Source organism: Galbibacter kalidii (assembly GCF_026241135.1).
GTDB lineage: Bacteria > Bacteroidota > Bacteroidia > Flavobacteriales > Flavobacteriaceae > Galbibacter.
On sequence record NZ_JAPFGA010000022.1, the window covers coordinates 1 to 18,074 of the forward strand.

Sequence of the window (18,074 nt, forward strand, 5' to 3'; positions counted from 1 at the left end):
TCTTTCTTCATACTGTGTAAAATTTAAAATTAATAAAAAAATATCGGGGGTCATGACCCCCGATATTTTCTATTTACACAGTTTATGAGATGCTACCCTAAAAAGATTGTTTTTGTCAGTTCGAGCATTATCGAGATTCAAAATATATTTTGAATTGAAGATACCAAACGAAGTTTATCGAGAACTAAAGGACTTTTAAGAATCAAGTAGGTTTCGACTGCGCTCAACCTGACATATCAAATTCATCAAGGGCATTTTAGACAGCCTCTATTTTATTCTTCATCACCTCCTTTAACTTTTTTTAACAGCTTAAAACCATCCAATAGCACTTGTTTGAACGTATATATTACAAACAAGTGAAAATACCGCTTTAAGCGTCTATATATATTTCAATCAACCCTCATCAACTCGATGGGGGTTTTTGTTTGGAATAAAAAATTTCTTAAAACTGATTATCCTCTGGGTAGAGGCATAGAGGTATTTCGCCAGCTTCATTTTGACCATAAGCGGTCAAAAACCGAAATTCTTTATTCTACCTCACCCAGAACTGCCGAAAATGACGGTTCTGATCCGCCAAAGGCGGAAGGGGTAAATAAAAGCTCTAATATAAGCATGCGGGAAGTCGAGGATTAATTTTTCATCGGAAAATCAAAAAAATACACTTTTTAAAATATTGATTCTCATTATTTTAAAAATAAAATCAGATTTTTTTCAAAAAAAATTACTTTTTTAAAATCCAAAAGTAATTTCAATGCGTATATAAAGTAATCATTACATAGTAGTAGGTATTAGTTTAGGGAAAAAGCCCTTCGTTTTTATAACGAGGGGCTTTTTATTTGGTCGAATATTTTGCCCGTTTTTTCAAATTATAGTTACATTTATATAAATTTTATTAAAAATGAAACAACTAACCCTACTATGTTTGCTATTTTTTCTAATTGTTGGTTGTAAAAAGAAAGATCAACCAAAGGATTTGAATCCGTTGGAAAAAATCGCTTACGCACACGGCCTTGAACATTGGGATGATGTAGAGACCATCGAGTTTACTTTCAATGTCGATAGGGATACAGAGCATTTTGAAAGAAGTTGGTCATGGAAACCGAAAGAAAATGAGGTTTCGCATATCGATGGCGATAAGGTTTTCACCTACAACCGAAGCAATATTTTAAGCGACAAAGAACTTGCAGCCGATAAGAATTTCATCAACGACATGCATTGGTTGGTTGCTCCCTATAAATTGGTATGGGACAGAGGGATAGAATATGAGGGGCCATTTATGGAAGAAGCGCCCGTTAGTAAGGATTCTCTACAAAGAATTACCATCACTTATGATGATCAAGGCGGTTATACCCCGGGTGATGCCTACGATTTTTATGTAGATGAAAACAACGAGGTTAAAGAGTGGATCTACCGCGAAGACAATACCACTGCCCAATGTATGATCACCACTTGGGAAGACTACAAAGAGATTGAAGGCCTAAAAATAGCGACCATGCACCAAAATGAAAATGGGGTTTTTAAACTCTATTTTACGAATATCAATGTGGTTACTACTGAGAAGTAATTTTCAATTTTCCTCTGCCTGCCTATGCCACCCAGGCAAGCTTACGTACAATCAATGTATCTATTTTGCGCCCTGTCACCCAACTGTAAGAACTCCCCCATATTTCCGTCTAAAGGAGCATTAAATAAAGATTTTACAGATGAAGACAACAATACATAAAGCAAATACCCGTGGACATGCCAATCACGGTTGGTTAAACACCTACCACTCTTTCAGTTTTGCTAATTATTACGATCCACAACGAATGAATTTTGGGATTTTACGTGTTTTAAACGATGATACCATTGCTGCCGGAATGGGTTTTGGCAAACACCCTCATGACAATATGGAGATTGTATCCATTCCCCTTTCGGGAGATTTGGAGCATGAAGACAGCATGGGGAATAAAAAAGTGATCAAAGAAGGGGACGTACAGGCCATGACTGCCGGAACCGGAGTGGTACACAGTGAATACAACAAAAACAAAGATCAGGATGTAAAACTCCTACAGATATGGGTCTTGCCCAAAAAGAGAAATGTAACACCAAGTTATAGTCAGATCAGCATGAAATTGGAGGATCGGAAGAACAAATTGCAACAAATTGTTTCTCCAAATGACGATGAAGGGGTGACCATCAATCAAGATGCCTGGTTTAATATCACTGAAATGGACTCCGGAAAAGAGTTGACCTACAAACTCCACAACAATCAAAACGGGGTGTATGCCTTTGTTTTGGAAGGCAATGTCACCATCAATGATGAAAAACTGAACCAACGTGACGGCATCGGAATCTCTGAGGTAAACGCATTAAACATCAAAGCAGATTCAGCTACTAAAGTGCTTTTAATGGAAGTGCCTATGAGTTTGAATTAGGGAAATAGGTTATAGACAGGGAGTTGTTTAAAAAGATTGAATACTGTCAATTCGAGCGCAGTCGAGAACTAAAGAGTTTATAGGAATCAATAGGTTTCGACTGCGCTCAACCTGACAAAGCCTAACTCTCATTACTTTTTAAACATCATTTTTTATTTCACCCCCTCCTTCCCTAAACCACGAAGCATAAGTAATGTAATTGTTCGCAATACGTTCTATTTCATTTTTACTGAGGTCTTCACTGATGTTTTTGATCTTTTTTGCGGGCACTCCGGCATAGATGCTTCCGGATTCAACCCTTGTGTTCTGGGGAACCACTGCCCCAGCGGCAATAATGGAATTACTTTCCACTACACAATTGTCCATCACTATGCTTCCCATACCTATCAACACATTATCGTGGATCGTACATCCGTGTACAATGGCATTATGCCCTATAGAAACATTGTTTCCAATATTGGTGGGATGCTTTTTATAGGTGCAATGAATAACCGCTCCATCTTGTATATTAACCTTATCCCCCATCTTTATGTAGTGAACATCACCTCGCACCACTGTGTTGAACCAAATACTGCAATCATCCCCCATTTGCACATCGCCCACTACGGTAGCGTTTTCAGCAATAAAAACACGCTCGCCAAAAACCGGTTTCTTGCCATTTACCTCTTTTATGATCATTTGTTGTTTAACTTTTATTAGTAATGCAAATTAAGGGTTAAAAATAAGCCTTACGAATAGTAAGGTGAGGATGTCTAAAAAGACTGTTTCTACACAAATTGTCAGTCTGAGCCTGTCGAAGACAATTTTATTTCCATCACATTACACTTCGACAGGCTCAGTGTGACAAAGGTTTCTAAGTCTTTTTAGACATCCTCTACGCATTTGTTATTGTATTTTCTTTAGTAATTCACCGCCGGACATTTACAGTCATAACCTTGGTCTCGCTGTAAGAAATCGAAACCAATGGTAATTTGATGGAACCCGCCGTTGTCAAAACGAACATCTCCCCTTTGGTAGGAATAGTTATATGAAAACATAAATTTATTGAGGTTCACGCCTACAATCGGGGTAATCAGTTGTAATTTTTGTTCTCTTGTTCCGCTTGTTGTGTCATATTCAGCTCCATCAAAACTTCTTCTGTAGGATAAGCCTCCCCAGATAGTGCCAAAATCCATTTCCCTGTACACTTTTGCATTTACGTCGATAGACGACTCTTGGCTATATTCGGCATACTGAAACAGAAATGAAGGTTCGAGCTGCCACTCCGATTTTCCAAAAACATAACCGGCAGAGAACAAATAACGTCTTAAATTATCAATTTCTTCAACAGAATACAAATCCCGACCACTTCCTATCAAGTTCTTGATGGTGAAATGTGTATAAAACTCCAAAAAATTGTAGGACATCCCCAGATCCACATTAAAGTAGCTTGAGTTGGTTGCAGTGCCTGAAACTACCGGATCGGGTATGGTAGAAGCAAATTCTGATTCGTCCAGGCTGCTTTGAAGAAACCCTGCACTAAGTCCGAAGGACAATTGATTGGGTCCGTCACGAAATTCAGACAAGGTTAGATGATGGGCATAGGTGAGTTTCATTCCGGTTTGTGAGTGGTAACCGTTCTCATCATTAAAAACAATGGCTCCTATACCGCTCTTCCCTCCCACTCTTACATGGGCATTCAAAGTTTGCAAGGCCGGTGCTTTTTCAACATCAAACCATTGTTTACGGGCTGTAAGCCTGACTTTTCCTCCTTGACCTACACCTGCCATCGCAGGGTGGATGAGATAATAATTATCTGATAAATAATCAAAATAAACAGGTATTCCTTCCTGACCGGAACCTTTAAAAACAAGAAAAAACACAAACATGGTTAAGGCTTTCTTCAAAACAGCCGCAATTTCATTCATAGTAATGACAGGTTTCATGCCAAATATATTAAAGATCGCTTAGGTTTTTGTAATTTTGCACTAAATTCGATGAAATGTCGAGTATATAATTTATTTGCATTTCAATCAAATGCCTCGGGGAAAGCCTGTCTACCAACAAAGGCAGGTCCACAAGGCGTTAAAAACGAATAAATCTTAATTCATTTCTATGCCTGCCTACCGGATGGACAGGCAGAGTCCCGACGGTTCGGGAGGGAATAAAACCCACTTAGTGGGATAAAAAAAATATATGGAACCTTTCAAAATAAAAATACAGCCTACAAACAGGCCTTCAATCATAAAATTTGAAGCCAACAAGTTCTTGACCCGCAAGCAGAATTACGAATTCAAAAATGTGGATGAAGCCAAGGACTCTCCCCTAGCCAAACAATTGTTTTATCTACCGTTTACCAAAACGGTATATATCTCTGGCAATTTTGTAGCTGTAGAACGCTATGATATTGTGGAGTGGGCCGATGTACAGGACGAAGTAGCCGAACAAATAGAGAATTATTTGAATTCGGGCGAGCCTGTGATTCTTGATAGCGAAACAACGCCGTCTAAAATACCGGTAACTGTTTATGCTGAAAGTACGCCCAACCCGGCTGCCATGAAATTCGTTTCCAACAAGAAATTGGTCTTATCGGCATATGAATTTAAAAATATTGAAGATGCCAAAGATTCTCCAATAGCAACTGGTCTTTTCCATTTTCCGTTTGTAAAAGAAGTTTTTATTGACGAGAATTACATTTCCATTTTAAAATATGATGTGGCCGAATGGGACGATATCGTGCTTGAACTCAGGGAATACATTAGAAAACATATCGAGGAAGGGAAAGAAATTGTTTCCGACGCGGCAAAATCCATTCAGGAAACCGCTGCAAGCAATTCAGCAGACAACACAGTTGATATGGAGAACTTGGATGATATTTCCAAGGAAATCATCAATATCCTCGAAGAATATGTAAAACCGGCTGTGGCCAGTGATGGTGGGAATATCATGTTCCAGTCGTATGACGAAAGCAACAAAATCGTAAACGTTATCCTTCAAGGAGCTTGTAGTGGTTGTCCGTCATCGACCTTTACCTTGAAAAACGGTATTGAAAACATGCTGAAAAGTATGCTACACGATAAGGTAAATGAGGTTGTGGCTATTAATGGTTGATGGAAATAAAACAATTTATAGTTAAAAAAGTTGTTGTTAGTGTCAGTTCGAGCGCAATCGAGAACTAAATAGGTTTCGACTGCGCTCAACCTGACAGTATTCACGATATCAAGCTTACTTTTTAATCTTTTTAAAATCGTCGTGAAACTCTTTAAAGAGTGTCAGCAAGTTGATGGTTGCAGTGATCAGGTCTTTGGTTTCCAATAGCAAACTGAAGTATAGTTTTGTATTCTTCGGACTCGTCTCTGAACTTCTGATCCTGTCAATTTGCTTTTGGATAAGTCCGGAAACATAATCCAACAGTTCTTTTTTCTCTTCAATGATCCCCGCTATATGTTCGAAGGAGTCATTGTCAAAATCAACTTTGATCTTATCAAAAAGTGTTTGCAGTTTTTCGTCAATTCGCTTTAGATCACGGATCTGGTTAAATTTCAGGTTCTTATGGTTGTTGTTGACATGAGCGTAACTGTTCTTACTGATATAACCGATGGATTGTACCATATCCTGCAAATAATCCAAGATCAGAATATAAAACTTACTGGCCTCTACGGAATTTTCATCCAGCGATTTTATAAAATAGAAGATATCACTTTTCAGGGTGTCAACTTCATTTTCAAGCTTTTTGAGCTGTTTTTTGGATTTCTTAAGCTTATTGAGATCTTGCAGTCCGAGGTTGTCAATAACATCAGAATAAATACGGTTGATACGATTAATTACCTGTGATATATTGTCTGAACTCTCACTGATAATCTCATTGATCGTAATTAGGGAAGTCCGATCGATTTTTTTAATGGCACTTCGCTCTTTTTCAGCTTTTCTATAAGCTACAAAGCTTCTTGTCAAAAGTAAAACGGCAACGATAAGCAAGACCACCAAGGCTGCCCCTCTTCCAAAGTAAATAACCGTAGCAAATAATGAAGCGGCTATAAAGGCCACAATAGCTGTAACAAACCATCCACCAATAACATTAAAAACACCTGCTACCCTGTACACAGCACTTTCCCTGCCCCAGGCTTTATCAGACAATGATGTTCCCATAGCCACCATAAAGGAAACATAGGTGGTAGAAAGTGGTAACTTTAAAGAAGTCGCGATGGAAATCAGTATACTGGCAACCATCAGGTTTACTGAGGCCCTGACCATATCGAAGGCCGGCTCCTCATCAATGTTTTTTACCTTTTTTTCTATCGGTTGTGTGAACCGTTTGTCTATTTCGCTTTTTACTTTTTTCGGTAGGATGATATCCAATGCAGAATTCATATTCACTGAAGCCCTGACAATCAATCGCGATAAGAAATTCGGTTCAAATTTTTCAGACCCTTCCCCACTTCGTGCTAAATTGATCTCTGTGTACATCACCGAGCGTGCTTTTTTAGACAACCACAGGGTAATAACCATTACCAAACCTGCTGCGACAAGCATATAAGTTGGGGTTTGCACCTTACCGGAAAGACTCTCCATGGTAAATTCAGTAGGTAATACCCCACTGGCTTCGTATGCCCCTTGCCATAATTCGAATGATTGATAGGCTGCAATAGGTACTCCGATGAAGTTGACAAGGTCGTTTCCGGCAAAAGCAAGGGCTAAAGCGAATGTACCAATCAGAATAATAACTTTAAGAAGGTTGACCTTGGTAAAACTGATAATCGCTTGTGAAACTGCGGTAAAAAAGACCAAACACGCCACTACGATCAATATTCTGTTCTGATCTACAAATTGTAAAAAAGATTCCGGAATAAAACCGACTCCTTTTATTCCTTTGATCAATATAAAATAGATAATTGATGTGATGGCTATCCCTCCAAATATCCCTCCGACATATTGAATACGCTTTTGATAATGAAAAGAAAAAACAAAGCGGGAGATCCACTGCACGATAGCACCCACCGTAAAAGAAATCACTACGGACAGTAATATGCCCGAAATGATCATCATTGCTTTATCTCCGTTGATATAGGTTGAAAGTTCACCAAGAGGACTATCGGTATTGAAGATTTTTATCAAAGAGATGGCGACAGAAGCCCCCAACAATTCAAAAACAATGGAAACAGTGGTCGAGGTGGGCAAGGCCAAAGAGTTGAACAGATCCAGTAATAAAATATCAGTGATCATGACGGCCATAAAGATGATCATGATCTCGTCGAAATAGAATTGTCCCGGATTAAAAATCCCCTTTCTGGCAACCTCCATTAGCCCGGAGGAAAACACTGCCCCAACAGCCACTCCAATACTCGCAACAATAAGTATGGTTTTTAAAGAAGCTGCTTTAGAACCTACAGCAGAATTTAGGAAATTTACCGCATCATTACTTACACCAACCGTTAAATCTGTTATAGCCAACGCAAAAAGGGCTATCAACATAAAAATATAAAACTGCTCCATTTGTGAATTTAACTGACAGCAAAAATCCTTCAAGTAATTAAAACCTGAGTTAATTTAAGGTTACCAAAATATTACATTGAAATTAATAACCCTTTCTTAACCTTACTGTTATGCGTTCAAAATTTTCAATTATGAAAAAAATAAACTATCTTGTATGTATCAATATTATACTAATCATTTAAATTTAATTTTATGGCAGTTTTAAAAGTCGTTGAAATTCTTGCCGACTCAGATAAGAGTTGGGAAGATGCCACTAGAAAAGCGGTAAAAAAAGCTTCGGAGTCGGTGAAAAACATAAAATCAGCATTTGTAAATTCTCAAAGTGTAACCGTTAAAGACGGTGGTGTTTCCACTTTTAGGGTCAATGTTAAGATTACCTTTGAGGTTGATTAAACCCACTTAGTGGAATTAAAAAGAAACTCCTGTTTGATGATTCTCCACGGAATTATCAAACAGTTTTTTATATCATTTTTTTCTATTCCCTGTAAGATCATTCCATCAAAATAAACTCTCTTCAAACTTTTTAATTTCAATACTTAAATTCTAATTTTGGAAAAATTTAAAACTGAATAATTGATATGGAAACAGAGAAATGGATTGAAAAAGGATTCGAACTGATTTTGGACTATGCGCCCAAGGTTCTTCTCGCGATTTTAATATGGATTGTTGGTTCATGGATATTTGGCCGTCTGGTAAAATATGCCAAAAAAATAATGGTCAAGCGGGAATATGATGTCAGCTTGCAAGGTTTTCTTTCAGCTTTGCTTTATTGGGGACTGAAAGTACTTTTGATCGTTATCATTTTAGGCACCCTTGGAATCGAAACCACTTCTTTTGCTGCTATTATTGCTTCGGCAGGTTTGGCTATAGGCTTTGCCCTTCAAGGGTCATTGTCCAATTTTGCCGGTGGAGTTCTTATCCTCATCTTCAAACCATTCAAAGTTGGTGATTTTATTGAAGCACAAGGCGTTTCCGGTACGGTAAAAGAAATAGGTATTATCAATACCACCATGAATACTTTTGGAAATCAACTAGCGATTCTCCCCAACGGAAAACTTTCTAACGAAAACATTGTAAACTACAGCGCAGAAAGTATTCGAAGAGAAAACATCATATCGGGAATCAGTTATGATTCTGATATTAAAAAGGCTAAAAGCATCCTTCTTGATATCGTAACTTCAAACGAGAAAGTTCTTAAACACCCTGCACCGCAGGTTATGGTCGCTGAATTGGCCGACAGTTCCATCAACCTTTCTTTAAGGTATTGGGCTACAAACGAGAATTTCTGGGATTGCCGTTGGTATGTATTAGAAGAAATAAAGTATCGATTTGATGCTGAAGGCATTGAGATCCCTTTCCCACATCAAGTGGAAATCCAAAAACAAGGCTAATGCTTGCTTTTAGGTTTTGTAGTCACAAAATCTTTTAAATAATACGGTTCAAAATAAGCGACATCTTCAAAGTCGCTTATTTTGTATTTGGTCTCTGCCAAAGACACCATTTCCCTAGCCGAAGGAAAACTTGTCTCTTCCTGAAAAACAGTATTGGTATGCATTATAACATCCTTGCATTTATTGGCACCATTACCTATAAAATAGACTTTGCCTCGTTTTAAAAATTCTGAAAAGGATTCCGGTGTTATGATTTCAGCCTGCGTATCCCGAATTTGTATATGCTCATGGTCAAAGACTGCTGAATAAACCTCCATTCGTCTGGCGTCCAACAACGAAACAACAGTACCGTTTTCAATCTCCAGCTGTAAGGCCAAAGAAGAAAGTGTAGGGATAGAGATCAAAGGCTTTTCCAAAGAAAAACACAGTCCTTTTACTGTTGACACCCCTATCCGAAGCCCTGTATAAGAACCCGGTCCTTTACTAACGGCAATGGCATCAATATCGTTGAAAGACAAAGAAGCATCTTTCAATGCTTCTTTTATAAATACGTGAAGATTTTCCGCATGTGAGTACCCTCCATCGTTGATCTCCTTCAATGCGATTAATTTTCCGTCCTTGCCTATACTTACCGAACAATTGGTTGTTGCGGTCTCAATATTTAGAATAATTGCCATAGTGTGAACTCGTCTAAACTTTTTTCAATTGGCTAAATCCCGAAGCGTCAGGAGTTCTTTTTTTGTCCATGCGCCTTCTAGCTTTCTTGTTATAAGCCGATGGTTTCATTTGCCCGCACGCCTGCTGGCTCTATCGCTAAAAACATCCACCGGATGTTTTTTTAACGCTCGGTCCTACCATTGTTCCAAAGGAATTCCATAATAAAATTGAAGTACCTTCAAACGGAAAATATAATTGTATTTGGTTTGTATCAATGTGGCCTCGGCATCGTCTAATCTTGCTTGCGCCTGACTGAAATCAAAACCGTTCATCAAGCCTACGTTATAACGCTCTTTAGCATAATCGAAAGCCAAGCGCCTCGCCTCTATAGCTTTTCCTGCAGCTTCATAAGATTTGAAGGCTCCTTTAACATCGGCAAATGCCTGGTTCACGTCTGTTTCCAAGTTCAATTTATCTTGTTGAAGTTGCAGTTCTGCCCTGTTTACGCCAATCTTACTTCTTTTTATATTATTTTTTACACTGAAGTTATTCAGAATAGGAATATTTAATTGAACCCCGTATGAAAATCCGTCGAAAAACCATAACTGATCTGTAAATGATGCTGTATTCCCATCAGAATATCGGGTGTTATAATTGAAAAAAGCTCCCAATGAAGGATATCTGGCTCCTTTAGCGATATCCAAATCCTTTTCGGCCAATTCGACATTCATTTCTGAAGCTTTAATATCGTTTCTGAAGGACACCGCTTTTTCATAAATCTCTTTTGGAGCAACTTCCAATACACTATCATCCGGAATAACGTAACCTTCATCAACTACATCAAAATTTTCATAATCGGTAATCTGTAACAACTGTGCAAGTCCGATTCTGGAAATAATCACACTATTTTCAGCATTGACAATCTGTTGTTCCTGATTGGCGGCAGTCGCTTCTATCTCCAACAAATCCCCTCTTGGAAGCACCCCATTATCTACCAATTCCCGGGTTCGCTCCAAATCCTGTTGAGTCGCTTTGTATTGCGCTTTTAAAACATTGAGTGTTTCCCTATTGGACAGTATTTGAAGGTATGCATTGGCAACAGCCAGCCTTATATCGTCCTTTATATCTTCTACCTGATATTGTGTTGCCACAGCACTCAGGTTTGCCCTATTGAGTCTGTGAAAATTCCGCAAACCATCAAACAAAGTAACACTGGATGATATCGATGGAGACATAGAAAACACAGTTTGATTAATCAGACTGTTGGTCAACGGATCGATATTGGCTCCTGTACTCGAAGTCGCAGATACCTGCCCATTAATGGTCGGGATAAAATTCCCAATGGCATCCGATTTATCGATTTTTGCATTCTCTAAGTCCAGTTCGGCTTGTTGAATGGTCAAGTTGTTTTCTTCGGCATATCTTACACACTCTTCCAAGGTCCAATACTGCGTCTGTGCAGAAAGAAAAACTGAACAAAGCAATGTAACAACTAATAGTATTAACTTCATAAAACTCATTTTTTATTAGTTATTTCCTGATCCTTCTTCAACAACAGGTTCAATCTTGTTCCAAACCTTGATCTTATCTTCTTTCGTAATACCGGACAACACCTCTACATTGATTCCATCTGAAACACCCAATTCAAGGTCGTGACGTTCATATTCATTTTCGCCGGTGAGTACTTCAACATAAGGTTCTTCGGTTTTCTTATCAAATTGAAGCAATGCTTCCTTAACGGCTAGCACACTATCTTTTTTCTCCAAAATAATAGAAGCATTGGCACTGTAACCCGCTCTAATAAACACGTCTTCTTCTACCACCACATCGGCTTCAATGGTAAACTGAACAGCACCTTGATCTTCAACTCCTTTTGGAGCTACAAACTTTAGTTTTGCATCAAACTCCTTGTCTTGTACCGCCCCCAAATTGATCGTAAGCGGCATTCCTATTTTCAATTTATCTACTTCGGCTTCGTCCACTTTTCCTTCAAAAATCATTTTAGACATATCTGCAATGGTAGCAATAGAAGTTCCGTCATTGAAATTGTTGGCTTCAATCACCTGATCTCCTTCTTTTACGGGGATTTCCAAAACAGTTCCATTAACTGTAGCTCGGATATTGGTATTGGCCGTAGCCGAACCTCCCGCTGAACCCACTCGGATGATCTGATAATCATTTCGGGCGTTTTCAAGTTCCTGCTCGGCTTGGTTGTATTGTAGTTCTATGGAAAGAAAATCCTGATTCGAAACGACTCCTTTTTCAAAAAGTGTTTTGTTCCTTTCGTATTCTGTTTGTGCATTGCTGAGTGCCATCTGTGCATTTTTAACTCGTCCTCTTGCGCTTACCAGTGATTGCTCATTTGGAACTACTTTGATCTTTGCGATCAAGTCGCCGGATTTCAACTCGTCTCCTTCTTCGACAAAAATACCATCAATGATCCCTGAAATTTGTGGTTTTATGAGCACTTCGTCTTCCGGTATTACTTTTCCGGTTGCAACCACCTTGTTGATAATCGTTTCTTCGGTAGCTGTAGTAGTATCATAGGATACTGCCGGCTTACTGTTTGTTTTTAAAATCCTGGCAACCGCATACAGGAGCAACAACACTCCAACTGCAATTAAAACATACTTTAAAATTTTCTTCATAGTTATTTAGTTTATTCTTCTCTTAATGCTTCTATTGGTTTTATTTTTACTGCTCTGTTTGCAGGGATCAAGCCTATCAACACACTTAAGGTGACCATAAGGATGAAGGAGATCGTGATCTGCAATAAACTTACCGTCGGGTTTACAAAAGGAAAGTCTTCTGATGCTCCAAACTTATAATCCAAAAAGTGTAAAACAGCCACTGATATAACAAAGCCTATAAGTCCAGCAAAGGTGGTAAGCACAATAGATTCTAATATAATTTGGCGTTTAATGATCTTCGGCGTTGCTCCCAATGCACGTCTCACCCCTATTTCGTTAGTTCGTTCTTTTACTGTGATGAGTAGAATATTACTTACCGCAATCACCCCAGCTAACAAGGTGAAAATCCCGACAAAAAAGGAAAACCCTTGTAGCACCATCACAAAAGCACTTATTCCTGTAAAGACTTCCGACATGTCAAAAGAACCAAAGGCCCTCACATCGTTGGGGTGTACATTGTATTTTTCTTTCATCAAGGTCTTGATCTTGTTTTCTGCTACTTTAACCTGTTTACCGGGATGGATCAAAATAGCCATCCAGCCAATTTTATTTCCTGTATTGAATACTTTCTGAAAGGTGGTAAAAGGCACAAAAACTGCATTTTCTCCTTCAAAATTGATGTTGTCGTTTCTTTTGTACACACCAACCACCATAAAATAAATACCATTGACCTGAATAAACTTCCCGATGGCATTTTCTCCTTTGTCAAACAACAGTTTGTAGGCATCAAGACCTATAACACATACTTTTTTAGATTCGTCGATATCACTTTGATTGAGGAACCTCCCTTCAACAATTCGCTTTTTTGAAACGAGACTGATGCTTGGATAATCTCCATAAACACCAGATCCACTGGTCTTTCCTTCTCTAATAACCGTAGCAGAACCTGATTGAATACGCGGAGCAATAATGTCTACTTCACTTACCTGTCTTTTGATCAAGTCCACATCTTCCAACGTAAAATCGATACGCCTACCGCGTTCAAATCCGCCATAAGGCATAGAGGTGGTTTGCGTCCACATAAACATACTATTGCTTGCCGTTCCAGCAAAAATCTTATTAAATCCGTTGGACATTCCGGTGGTAGCTCCTAAAAGCAGGATAAGGATGATTATGGCAAAGATAACCCCCAAAGTCGTCAAGACCGTCCTTAACATATTTTTGCTAAGGGTGCTGAACACTTCATTCCATAGATCTCTGTCGAATATTCCCATAGTTAGTCGGCTCTTAATGCTACAATTGGTTTAACTCTTGCTGCTTTTATGGCTGGGATAAGTCCTGCCAACACTCCTGCTACGATCAACACTATTGTCGATGTGATTACGGTAACCCCATCTACCGACGGGTTGGCGAAAGCGGGTGTATCAAGAATCGGAGAAATCAACGCGACTATCGAGGTGGCAAAAATCATCCCTATAAATCCGGAAATGGATGTAATAAAAACAGATTCTAAAAGCACCAGTTTTATCACATCAAAAGGTTTGGCTCCCAAAGCCTTTCTTACCCCTATCTCTTTGGTTCTTTCTTTGATGATAAACACCAAAATATTTCCGATACCTACAATCCCTGCGATAAGAATTAGCATCCCCACACCAATACTAATCATAGAAAGTACCAGAGTGAAATTGTTCAGATCGGAAAAACCTTCAGCATAATTATTAATATAGATAGCCCCTTGATCATCCGGAGCGATGACCAATCGCCGTTTCAATGCCTTTTCTAAACTGTTTGAAAAGTTGATTGCTTCAGCAAAATTGAAATCTGGATTGTATGTTAGCGTAATTTGATCGATATGATCAGTATTTCCATACAAACGTTGAAAGGTGGAAATCGGTGCATACATATTGCGCTCTTCCCTTTCATTCCCATCATCAGAGAAAATCCCGATGACCTTGAACGACAATCCATTTAGAATAATGTCTTTCCCTATAGGGTCTTCATCTTTAAAAAGTTCTTCGGCAGCCACTTTACCCATCACAACCACTTTAAGGGTATTCTTTATATCATTTTGGTTGATATACCGCCCTTTGTCTATCTGAGTACGCTCGATAAACCAATGATCCGGGCTTATCGACCTAACCGAATAGGTTCCGGTTTCGTTTTTATAACTGATGGGAACACTTTTGCCATAACGCGGACTTATATACTCATAATACCCATCAAAACTCTTTTTAATAAAATCGAGATCGCTGTTGTCCAGTTGGATTCTCCTTCCTTTTTCAAAACCACCATAGGCTTTTGTGGTTTCCCAAGCACTAATAAAAATGGAATTACTCGCATCGTCACCAAACTGTTTGGTAAAGCCATTTTTCATCCCATCGACAGAAGCCAAAAGAAGGACAAGAATAAAGATACCCCATGCCACAGAAAATCCGGTCAAGAATGTTCTTAACTTATTGCTCTTTATACTGTGGAATATTTCAGACCAAAGATCCCTACTGAACATATTCTGAAGCTCTTACTTGATTCACATAGCTATCTTCTACAATAACACCGTCTTTTAAATGTACAATACGCTTGCACATATGTGCGATATCATCTTCGTGTGTTACTACCAAAATGGTTTTTCCTTGGTCATTGATTTTTTGAACAAGGTCCATGACCTCACGAGAAGTAGTACTGTCTAAAGCTCCTGTCGGCTCATCGGCCAACATTACTTTGGGTTCTGCCGCCAAAGCCCTGGCTATGGCCACCCTTTGTTTTTGCCCACCGGAAAGTTCGCTCGGCAAATGTTCAATCCACGGGCCTAAACCTACAGATTCCAAATGTTTTATAGCTCTTTCTTTTCGTTCTTTTCTGGGGACTCCTTGATAATACAAGGGTAAAGCAACATTTTCCCAGGCCGTTTTGTAGTTGATCAAGTTGAATGACTGAAAAATAAAACCGAGGAATTTATTCCTGTAGTTGGCTGCTTTGGTTTCGTTGAGGTTTTTGATCGGCACTTCATCCAAAATATATTCGCCTTCATCCAAATTGTCTAACATTCCCAAAATGTTCAAAAAAGTTGATTTTCCCGATCCGGATGACCCCATAATCGCCACCAACTCCCCTTCTTTAATAGATAAATTGATTCCTTTAAGAACGTGAAGGGAGTTACTCCCCATGTGATACGACTTATGAAGGTTTTTTATTTCAATCATGATGGCTAGTTTTATTAGGTATTGTTTTCAGTCAAAATGAAAACACAAAAAATACTATGCCAAAAGGCATGCATTCTATAAGACTTCTAAAGAATTAATTTGTTACCAAAAAAATGCAAATTAATTGTTAAAGTTTTGTTTTCTTCTGAAAATCAATCAGTAAAAGATCATCAAATAGACTTCACCCCACAAGAACTGATGTATAACTTATTTCATTTTTTTGAAGATATAATATCCTAAAACACCTATCAAAATGTAGGGTACGGCCATTAGGTAGATAATTCCGTTATTGATCCCTTGGGCCACTTCTTGTCCTTCACCACTTTCGAGCACAGCTCTACACATGGCACACTGTGCCTGTATCAGCCCGGGAAGGATGATTAAACAAAGGGATATGAATAATTTATTGTGCTGCATAAATCAACTGTAATATGGAGAAATCATAAAATATACGACCACCCCTGTTACTGCTACATATAACCACAACGGAAAAGTGATCTTCGCTATTTTTTTATGTTTGTCGAACCGTTCTGCCAAGGCTCTCACATAAGTGATCAACACCAAAGGGATAATCCCGATAGACAAGATGATGTGTGTGATCAAAATGAAATAATACACATATTTTATAACACCTTCACCGCCAAAAGGGGTAGAATTTGATGTCATGTGATAAGCCACATACATCACCAAGAAAGCAGCAGAAAGCAAAATACATGTTTTCATCAATTTTTCATGGAGCTCTCTTTTACCATTTTTAATCGCAATAACCGCAAAAACCAATAAGACAGCTGTTAGCCCATTAGTAGACGAATAAATAGCCGGAAGGAAAGTCAATGGTTTAGCATTTGGTATTTTCACTCCAAACAAAACAGCCACTGCCAAAGGGATCGCAATAGACAATACTATGATCCACTTATTATATTTTTTTTCTACTGAAGTTGTTTCCGCCATTATTTATCCTTTAAAAGTGTTTTTATATCCTGTGCTATCATTTGTACGCCCTTGTCTTCCGTTCCGTCGTAATACACGATTGGATTCCCAAAATCATCGTTTCTGGACCTTATATATCCGTCGCGGTCGATCAAAGCAAAGAATCCTGAATGTTCAAAACCTCCGTCTACATTTTCATTCACTCCGGCATAAAGGTTAAATCCGGTGTTTGACAAGGCGTATATATGCTGCATATCGCCTGTCATCATATGCCAATTTGGATTGGTCACTCCATATTTATCGGCATATTCTTTTAGCACCTCCGGAGTATCGTGTTCAGGATTGATCGTAAAAGATGCCACAGCAAAATCTTCTTCATCCTTAAACTGATTTTGAAGTTTTACCATATTCGTGTTCATGATCGGGCAGATAGACGGACAGGTAGTAAAGAAAAATTCAACTACATAAACCTTTCCTTCATAATCGGCATTGCTGATGGTATCCCCATGCTGATTGACGAACTCAAAGTCCGGTACTTTTCCCATTTTCGCCAGATCTTCGATCGTCACTTTTTTTGTCCCTACAGCGTGCCTATCGGAATCTACCACCTCATTGTTCTTGAACCTTTCGACAATTTTGGGCACAAAAATGATCCCAAAGACCAATACCACAAAGCCGATCAATATGTATGACTTATTCTTCATTTCTTATTTTTTTGAGGTTCAGCATCCGTTTTATTATTGCTTTTCTTTGCCAAACGATATTCTGCCAAAAGTACTTTGATATCGTCTATCATTTTATTGTTGATCACCGCTACCGAGGTAGCATCATAACCGTATAATTCCTTTTTCGTGTCATCATCCTTCTTTCTACCCCTCAAGTTTACTTCTCTGTCGATAATAAAAGTATAAGGGGTATAAAGTTCGTCACTTAACGAGTGAGACGTCTTCAAACTCTCGAAAACAGACTTTATCTTTTCTTCAGAAGCAAATACAAAATGCCAATTACTTACATCAGTCAACGGATTCAATTCATTTTTTATCTCGGTCGCTTGTTCTTCTGTACCTTCCGGTAAGAGCGAGACAAACTGAAAATCTTCAAAACCGTTAAAACGCTTGTATATTTTTTGATTGAGGTTGAAGGCGTTCAGTTTTTTAGAGCTGAGCTCACTTCCCAGAAATACCAGAATCGTAATTTTTTCTTTTAGATCGACATCCTTATTATCCAATTCGTGCAATCCCTCTATATTTTCCACCCCTTTTGTAAGAATGGGAAGTTTCCCAAAATTATTGACTCCGGAGGCAAAAAAAAGGTACACAACGATAGGGAGGACAAAAAGTACTCCTAGAACAATATATTTCCTCATTTAGATCGTGA

At 38.5% G+C, this 18,074-nt stretch carries 18 protein-coding genes; 5 read left to right on the top strand and 13 right to left on the bottom strand.

What is annotated here, in order from left to right:
* Positions 1 to 898: 898 nt before the first annotated feature.
* The gene (locus tag OOZ15_RS17615) at positions 899 to 1,564 is read left to right on the top strand and encodes a hypothetical protein (RefSeq protein ID WP_265957764.1); all 666 of its coding nucleotides are present in this window, start codon (positions 899 to 901) and stop codon (positions 1,562 to 1,564) included.
* A 139-nt stretch (positions 1,565 to 1,703) separates the two neighbouring features.
* Positions 1,704 to 2,417, top strand: coding sequence for a pirin family protein (locus tag OOZ15_RS17620; protein ID WP_265957765.1), 714 nt, complete (start codon positions 1,704 to 1,706; stop codon positions 2,415 to 2,417).
* Positions 2,418 to 2,555: 138 nt separating this feature from the next.
* Here the strand turns inward: OOZ15_RS17620 and OOZ15_RS17625 are convergent, their stop codons facing one another.
* Complete coding sequence (locus OOZ15_RS17625) at positions 2,556 to 3,095, bottom strand: gamma carbonic anhydrase family protein (RefSeq protein WP_265957766.1); 540 nt, start codon at positions 3,093 to 3,095, stop codon at positions 2,556 to 2,558.
* Between the two features lie 221 nt (positions 3,096 to 3,316).
* Positions 3,317 to 4,324: a type IX secretion system membrane protein PorP/SprF gene (locus tag OOZ15_RS17630; RefSeq protein ID WP_323053940.1), complete on the bottom strand. Its 1,008-nt coding sequence runs from the start codon at positions 4,322 to 4,324 to the stop codon at positions 3,317 to 3,319.
* Positions 4,325 to 4,592: 268 nt separating this feature from the next.
* Here OOZ15_RS17630 and OOZ15_RS17635 point away from each other — a divergent pair, with 268 nt between their 5' ends.
* Positions 4,593 to 5,507: a NifU family protein gene (locus tag OOZ15_RS17635; protein WP_265957767.1), complete on the top strand. Its 915-nt coding sequence runs from the start codon at positions 4,593 to 4,595 to the stop codon at positions 5,505 to 5,507.
* 114 nt (positions 5,508 to 5,621) lie between these two features.
* On the opposite strand, the gene OOZ15_RS17640 is transcribed toward OOZ15_RS17635, so the two are convergent.
* Complete coding sequence (locus tag OOZ15_RS17640; protein ID WP_265957768.1) at positions 5,622 to 7,889, bottom strand: inorganic phosphate transporter; 2,268 nt, start codon at positions 7,887 to 7,889, stop codon at positions 5,622 to 5,624.
* A 192-nt stretch (positions 7,890 to 8,081) separates the two neighbouring features.
* Here OOZ15_RS17640 and OOZ15_RS17645 point away from each other — a divergent pair, with 192 nt between their 5' ends.
* Both OOZ15_RS17645 and OOZ15_RS17650 read left to right on the top strand, forming a co-directional pair.
* Positions 8,082 to 8,282 (top strand): dodecin family protein, encoded by a 201-nt coding sequence (locus OOZ15_RS17645; RefSeq protein WP_265957769.1) that lies wholly within the window; start codon positions 8,082 to 8,084, stop codon positions 8,280 to 8,282.
* A 185-nt stretch (positions 8,283 to 8,467) separates the two neighbouring features.
* Complete coding sequence (locus OOZ15_RS17650; protein ID WP_265957770.1) at positions 8,468 to 9,280, top strand: mechanosensitive ion channel family protein; 813 nt, start codon at positions 8,468 to 8,470, stop codon at positions 9,278 to 9,280.
* Here OOZ15_RS17650 and tsaB read toward each other — a convergent pair.
* The 10 genes from tsaB to OOZ15_RS17700 all read right to left on the bottom strand — a co-directional run bounded on the left by tsaB (position 9,277) and on the right by OOZ15_RS17700 (position 18,063).
* On the bottom strand, positions 9,277 to 9,957 hold the full coding sequence (gene tsaB, locus OOZ15_RS17655) for a tRNA (adenosine(37)-N6)-threonylcarbamoyltransferase complex dimerization subunit type 1 TsaB (protein WP_265957771.1): 681 nt from the start codon (positions 9,955 to 9,957) through the stop codon (positions 9,277 to 9,279). The genes OOZ15_RS17650 and tsaB overlap by 4 nt on opposite strands.
* A gap of 174 nt (positions 9,958 to 10,131) precedes the next feature.
* Positions 10,132 to 11,448: a TolC family protein gene (locus OOZ15_RS17660; RefSeq protein WP_265957772.1), complete on the bottom strand. Its 1,317-nt coding sequence runs from the start codon at positions 11,446 to 11,448 to the stop codon at positions 10,132 to 10,134.
* Between the two features lie 15 nt (positions 11,449 to 11,463).
* Positions 11,464 to 12,585, bottom strand: a complete 1,122-nt coding sequence (locus OOZ15_RS17665; protein WP_265957773.1) for an efflux RND transporter periplasmic adaptor subunit — start codon at positions 12,583 to 12,585, stop codon at positions 11,464 to 11,466.
* A gap of 11 nt (positions 12,586 to 12,596) precedes the next feature.
* Entirely contained in the window at positions 12,597 to 13,841 is a 1,245-nt protein-coding gene (locus OOZ15_RS17670) for an ABC transporter permease (protein WP_265957774.1), read from the bottom strand.
* A 2-nt stretch (positions 13,842 to 13,843) separates the two neighbouring features.
* Positions 13,844 to 15,073, bottom strand: coding sequence for an ABC transporter permease (locus OOZ15_RS17675; RefSeq protein ID WP_265957775.1), 1,230 nt, complete (start codon positions 15,071 to 15,073; stop codon positions 13,844 to 13,846).
* Positions 15,063 to 15,767 carry an ABC transporter ATP-binding protein gene (locus tag OOZ15_RS17680; protein WP_265957776.1) on the bottom strand — a complete coding sequence of 235 codons (705 nt, stop codon included), beginning with the start codon at positions 15,765 to 15,767 and terminating at the stop codon, positions 15,063 to 15,065. The genes OOZ15_RS17675 and OOZ15_RS17680 overlap by 11 nt, the downstream gene beginning before the upstream one ends.
* A gap of 207 nt (positions 15,768 to 15,974) precedes the next feature.
* Positions 15,975 to 16,184: a hypothetical protein gene (locus OOZ15_RS17685; protein WP_265957777.1), complete on the bottom strand. Its 210-nt coding sequence runs from the start codon at positions 16,182 to 16,184 to the stop codon at positions 15,975 to 15,977.
* A gap of 3 nt (positions 16,185 to 16,187) precedes the next feature.
* Positions 16,188 to 16,718 (bottom strand): DUF420 domain-containing protein, encoded by a 531-nt coding sequence (locus tag OOZ15_RS17690; protein ID WP_265957778.1) that lies wholly within the window; start codon positions 16,716 to 16,718, stop codon positions 16,188 to 16,190.
* Positions 16,718 to 17,401, bottom strand: a complete 684-nt coding sequence (locus OOZ15_RS17695) for an SCO family protein (protein ID WP_265957779.1) — start codon at positions 17,399 to 17,401, stop codon at positions 16,718 to 16,720. The genes OOZ15_RS17690 and OOZ15_RS17695 overlap by 1 nt, the downstream gene beginning before the upstream one ends.
* A complete protein-coding gene (locus tag OOZ15_RS17700) occupies positions 17,398 to 18,063 on the bottom strand; it encodes a hypothetical protein (protein WP_265957780.1) in 666 nt (221 codons plus the stop codon). The genes OOZ15_RS17695 and OOZ15_RS17700 overlap by 4 nt, the downstream gene beginning before the upstream one ends.
* Between the last annotated feature and the right edge of the window lie 11 nt (positions 18,064 to 18,074).

Coding starts and splice junctions, on each gene's coding strand:
- OOZ15_RS17670 (WP_265957774.1), bottom strand. CDS start 13,841: ATGGGAATATTCGACAGAGATCTATGGAATGAAGTGTTCAGCACCCTT.
- OOZ15_RS17625 (WP_265957766.1), bottom strand. CDS start 3,095: ATGATCATAAAAGAGGTAAATGGCAAGAAACCGGTTTTTGGCGAGCGT.
- OOZ15_RS17665 (WP_265957773.1), bottom strand. CDS start 12,585: ATGAAGAAAATTTTAAAGTATGTTTTAATTGCAGTTGGAGTGTTGTTG.
- OOZ15_RS17620 (WP_265957765.1), top strand. CDS start 1,704: ATGAAGACAACAATACATAAAGCAAATACCCGTGGACATGCCAATCAC.
- OOZ15_RS17700 (WP_265957780.1), bottom strand. CDS start 18,063: ATGAGGAAATATATTGTTCTAGGAGTACTTTTTGTCCTCCCTATCGTT.
- OOZ15_RS17685 (WP_265957777.1), bottom strand. CDS start 16,184: ATGCAGCACAATAAATTATTCATATCCCTTTGTTTAATCATCCTTCCC.
- OOZ15_RS17680 (WP_265957776.1), bottom strand. CDS start 15,767: ATGATTGAAATAAAAAACCTTCATAAGTCGTATCACATGGGGAGTAAC.
- OOZ15_RS17640 (WP_265957768.1), bottom strand. CDS start 7,889: ATGGAGCAGTTTTATATTTTTATGTTGATAGCCCTTTTTGCGTTGGCT.
- OOZ15_RS17660 (WP_265957772.1), bottom strand. CDS start 11,448: ATGAAGTTAATACTATTAGTTGTTACATTGCTTTGTTCAGTTTTTCTT.
- OOZ15_RS17645 (WP_265957769.1), top strand. CDS start 8,082: ATGGCAGTTTTAAAAGTCGTTGAAATTCTTGCCGACTCAGATAAGAGT.
- OOZ15_RS17615 (WP_265957764.1), top strand. CDS start 899: ATGAAACAACTAACCCTACTATGTTTGCTATTTTTTCTAATTGTTGGT.
- OOZ15_RS17695 (WP_265957779.1), bottom strand. CDS start 17,401: ATGAAGAATAAGTCATACATATTGATCGGCTTTGTGGTATTGGTCTTT.
- tsaB (WP_265957771.1), bottom strand. CDS start 9,957: ATGGCAATTATTCTAAATATTGAGACCGCAACAACCAATTGTTCGGTA.
- OOZ15_RS17675 (WP_265957775.1), bottom strand. CDS start 15,073: ATGTTCAGTAGGGATCTTTGGTCTGAAATATTCCACAGTATAAAGAGC.
- OOZ15_RS17635 (WP_265957767.1), top strand. CDS start 4,593: ATGGAACCTTTCAAAATAAAAATACAGCCTACAAACAGGCCTTCAATC.
- OOZ15_RS17650 (WP_265957770.1), top strand. CDS start 8,468: ATGGAAACAGAGAAATGGATTGAAAAAGGATTCGAACTGATTTTGGAC.
- OOZ15_RS17690 (WP_265957778.1), bottom strand. CDS start 16,718: ATGGCGGAAACAACTTCAGTAGAAAAAAAATATAATAAGTGGATCATA.
- OOZ15_RS17630 (WP_323053940.1), bottom strand. CDS start 4,324: ATGAATGAAATTGCGGCTGTTTTGAAGAAAGCCTTAACCATGTTTGTG.